The 4,378-nt window shown below is 64.5% G+C and carries 3 protein-coding genes; all 3 read right to left on the reverse strand.

From position 1 onward, the window contains the following. Window positions 1–448 (reverse strand): 30S ribosomal protein S7 (gene rpsG, locus QZZ33_RS06645; RefSeq protein WP_291378984.1); only part of this gene is annotated, 448 nt, incomplete at its 3' end. Beyond that, window positions 448–822, reverse strand: coding sequence for a 30S ribosomal protein S12 (rpsL, locus tag QZZ33_RS06650; RefSeq protein ID WP_291378985.1), 375 nt, complete (start codon window positions 820–822; stop codon window positions 448–450). The genes rpsG and rpsL, both read right to left, overlap by 1 nt. Window positions 823–1,397: 575 nt before the next feature. Further along, window positions 1,398–4,378 (reverse strand): DNA-directed RNA polymerase subunit beta' (rpoC, locus tag QZZ33_RS06655; protein WP_291378986.1); only part of this gene is annotated, 2,981 nt, incomplete at its 5' end.

Consider the following 4,378-nt stretch of genomic DNA (forward strand, 5'->3'; position numbering starts at 1 on the left):
CCTTGTTCGACTCGGCCATCTTGTGCATGTCTTCGCGACGCTTCACTGCGGCACCCAGGCCGTTGGAAGCATCGAGGATCTCGTTCATCAGTCGCTCGGTCATGGTGTTCTCACGACGCTTGCGCGCAAAGTCGACCAACCAACGTAGGGCCAGAGTGGTGGCGCGCACGGGGCGCACGTCCACGGGGACCTGGTAGGTAGCGCCACCGACGCGGCGGCTGCGGACCTCGAGCGCGGGGCGCACATTGTCCAACGCGCGCTTCAGCACGACGACGGGGTCTTGGCCGCTCTTCTCCTTGACGCCTTCGAGGGCGCCGTAGACGATCGCTTCAGCGGTCGACTTCTTGCCGTCGAGCAGCACCTTGTTGATCAGCATGGTCACGACGGGTGCGCCGAAGACCGGGTCAATGATGACGGGCCGCTTGGGGGCTGGTCCTTTGCGAGGCATTACTTCTTCTCCCTCTTCGCGCCGTAGCGGCTGCGAGCCTGCTGGCGACCCTTGACACCCTGGGTGTCGAGCGAGCCACGCACGATCTTGTAGCGCACACCAGGGAGGTCCTTCACACGACCGCCGCGCACGAGCACGATCGAGTGCTCCTGCAGGTTGTGACCCTCACCGGGGATGTACGCGGTGACCTCAATACCGGAGGACAGGCGCACACGTGCCACCTTGCGCAGAGCCGAGTTCGGCTTCTTGGGCGTGGTGGTGTACACACGGGTGCACACGCCACGGCGCTGAGGGCTGCCCTTGAGGGCGGGCGTCTTGGACTTGGACGCCTTGGGCGAACGCCCCTTGCGCACCAACTGCTGAATCGTAGGCACTGCTTCTCCGTCTGTTGAAACTGAACGCTTGTCATGTCGTCGGCCCGACCCCCGCGCCCGGGCGTGTCGCACCTTTTTGGTGGCGCCCAGTAAGGGCGCGCGTGAGGGCCCGACGACGCGGGCACGAGCATCAACGATACCTGGCGTCACGCCTGCCGTCAAAGCGGATGTTGTGCATCGCTTGGGCGGGGCGAGCGTGCGTCCCCAGCAGTTCATGATACAGGAGTCTGCGCGAGTCGCGGAGGCGCCTGGTCCAGGGCGTGGAAACACGCCTCGAGAGCCACGTCAACGTGCTCATTGTCCACGCGCGGGTTGCGGCAGGCTCAGTACAGATGAGCGTTGCGGCGCACGATCCACGCGATGATTCCAGAGCAGGTGACGATCGCCACGCCAGTCCACCACGCAAGAAACGTGACCATGTGAGGCCTCCCTCCGCCGTGCAGGTGGGGATGGCCTTCCTATCGGCCCCAAGCGCTCAAGTTTCAGTCGCGTGGGTGTCCTCTTTGTCACTCCCCTGACTCACGCACGAGGCCCCGACCGCCTAGTGGTGGTCGGGGCCTGTGTCGTGAGTGAACCTAGTCGCGCGGGAAGTTGAACTCCTCGAGACGCACGGCCTCGCCGGTGCCCTCAGAGAAGAACTGACCGTCCCACTCCTCGTAACCGAACGTCGGGAAGAGGTTCGCCTTGGCGTCTTCCGTCGGCTCGACCGTGGCGCCGCGGTAGCGGTACAGGCCGGTGCCGGCGGGGATCAGCTTTCCGAGGATCACGTTCTCCTTGAGGCCAAGCAACGGGTCCGACTTGCCGGACAGTGCAGCCTCGGTGAGCACGCGAGTGGTCTCTTGGAACGATGCGGCGGACAGCCACGACTCGGTCGCAAGCGACGCCTTGGTGATACCCATGAGCTCGGGACGGGCCGAGGCGGGCTTGCCGCCCTTGGTGACCGTCTCGCGGTTGAGCCTCTCGAAGCGCGCACGCTCCGCAAGCTCACCGGGAAGCAGGTTGGTCTCGCCAGCCTCAAGCACGGTCACGCGACGCAGCATCTGCCGCACGATGACCTCGATGTGCTTGTCGTGGATCTCCACACCCTGCGAGCGGTACACCTGCTGAACCTCGTCCACCAAGTGCTTCTGGGTGGCACGCGGGCCAAGGATGCGCAACACGTTCTTGGGATCGACCGCACCGAACACAAGCTGCTGACCGACCTCGACGTGATCGCCATCCTGCACCAACAGGCGCGACCGCTTGGTGACCGGGTACGCGATCTCCTCGTCACCGTTGTCTGGCGTGATGACCAGGCGGCGAGTGGACTCCGAGTCATCCACCTTGAGACGGCCTGCGACCTCCGCGATCGGGGCCTCACCCTTGGGGGTGCGGGCCTCGAACAGCTCTTGGACGCGGGGCAGGCCCTGCGTGATGTCCTCTGCCGAGGCGACACCACCGGTGTGGAAGGTACGCATCGTCAACTGCGTGCCAGGCTCACCGATCGACTGGGCCGCGATGATGCCGACGGCCTCGCCGATGTCGACGAGCTCGCGAGTGGCAAGCGAACGTCCGTAGCACCGGGCGCACGTGCCGACAGCCGACTCGCAGGTCAGGACGGAGCGGACCTTGACCTCTTCGATGCCGCTGGCGATCAGCGAGTCGATGAGGATGTCGCCGGCGTCGACGCCCGCCTTGGCGAGCACCGTTCCGTCAGCACCGACCACGTCGGAGGCGATCGTGCGTGCGAACACGGAGGTCGCCACCCGCTCGTGCCACTGAACGTTGCCAGCGGCGTCGCGCTCGATGATCGGCATGGTCAGGCCACGCTCAGTGCCGCAGTCGTCCTCACGGACGATGACGTCTTGAGACACGTCCACCAGGCGCCTGGTCAAATAGCCAGAGTCGGCGGTACGCAACGCGGTGTCGGCCAGACCCTTGCGGGCACCGTGAGTGGCGATGAAGTACTCGAGCACCGACAGGCCCTCGCGGTAGTTCGACTTAATGGGCCGCGGAATGATCTCGCCCTTCGGGTTCGACACCAGGCCACGCATACCGGCGATCTGACGCACCTGCATCCAGTTACCACGAGCACCGGAGCCGACCATCGTCTGCACCGTGTTGTACTCGGGGAACGCCTTGCGCATCTCGACGTCAACCTCATTGGTCGCACGCGTCCAGATCTCGATGAGCTCTTGACGACGCTCAGGGTTGGTGATCAGACCGGTCTCGTACTGGTCCTGCACCTTCGCGGCGAGCGTCTCGTAACGGTCCAGAATCTCCTGCTTGTTGGCAGGGGTCGCCACATCGCTGATCGCGATTGTCACGCCGGACCTGGTCGCCCAGTGGAATCCGGCGGACTTCAGGGCATCGAGCGACGCCGCGACCTCCACCTTCTCGTAACGTTCTGCAAGGGTGTTGACGATGTCGCCCAGCACCTTCTTGTCGGCGGTGCGATTGACGTACGGGAACGACACCGGCAGCAAGCCATTGAAGATCGCACGACCAAGGGTGGTCTTGAGGCTCATCGCCTCACCCTCCGTCCAGCCGTCTGGGGCTACCCAGTCGGCGGGCGGAATCGTGTCACCGTCGACGCGCAAGGTGATCTCGGAGCCGAGCCCGATCACGCCTGCGTCGAAGGCCATCAGGGCCTCCGATTCCGAGCCAAACGCGAGACCTTCGCCCTTCGAGCCTTCCTTCTGCAGCGTCAGGTGGTACAGGCCGATGATCATGTCCTGAGAGGGCATGGTCACCGGTCGGCCGTCTGACGGCTTCAGGATGTTGTTGCTCGACAGCATGAGGACGCGGGCCTCAGCCTGTGCCTCTGAGCTCAGCGGCAAGTGAACTGCCATCTGGTCGCCGTCGAAGTCGGCGTTGAAGGCGGCACACACGAGCGGGTGCAGGTGGATGGCCTTGCCCTCGACCAACTGCGGCTCGAAAGCCTGGATACCCAGGCGGTGAAGCGTCGGCGCGCGGTTCAGCAACACCGGGTGCTCGCGGATGACCTCTTCGAGGACGTCCCACACCTCCGGTCGACTGCGCTCGACCATGCGCTTGGCAGACTTGATGTTCTGCGCGTGGTTGAGTTCCACCAGTCGCTTCATGACGAACGGCTTGAACAACTCGAGTGCCATCTGCTTGGGAAGTCCGCACTGGTGCAGCTTGAGTTGCGGGCCGACCACGATGACCGAACGGCCCGAGTAGTCGACGCGCTTGCCCAGCAGGTTCTGGCGGAAACGACCCTGCTTGCCCTTGAGCATGTCCGAGATGGACTTGAGGGGACGGTTTCCTGGACCAGTGACGGGGCGACCGCGGCGACCGTTGTCGAACAGCGCGTCCACGGCCTCCTGCAACATCCGCTTCTCGTTGTTCACGATGATGTCGGGAGCACCGAGATCAAGCAGTCGCTTGAGACGGTTGTTGCGGTTGATGACGCGGCGGTACAGGTCGTTGAGGTCGGAGGTTGCGAAGCGGCCACCGTCCAACTGCACCATCGGACGCAGGTCCGGGGGGATGACGGGAACGGCGTCCAGGACCATGCCCACCGGGCTGTTCGTCGTCGTCAGGAACGCGTTGA

Origin of the sequence: Demequina sp., from assembly GCF_016278775.1 — a bacterium.
Lineage (GTDB): Bacteria > Actinomycetota > Actinomycetes > Actinomycetales > Demequinaceae > Demequina.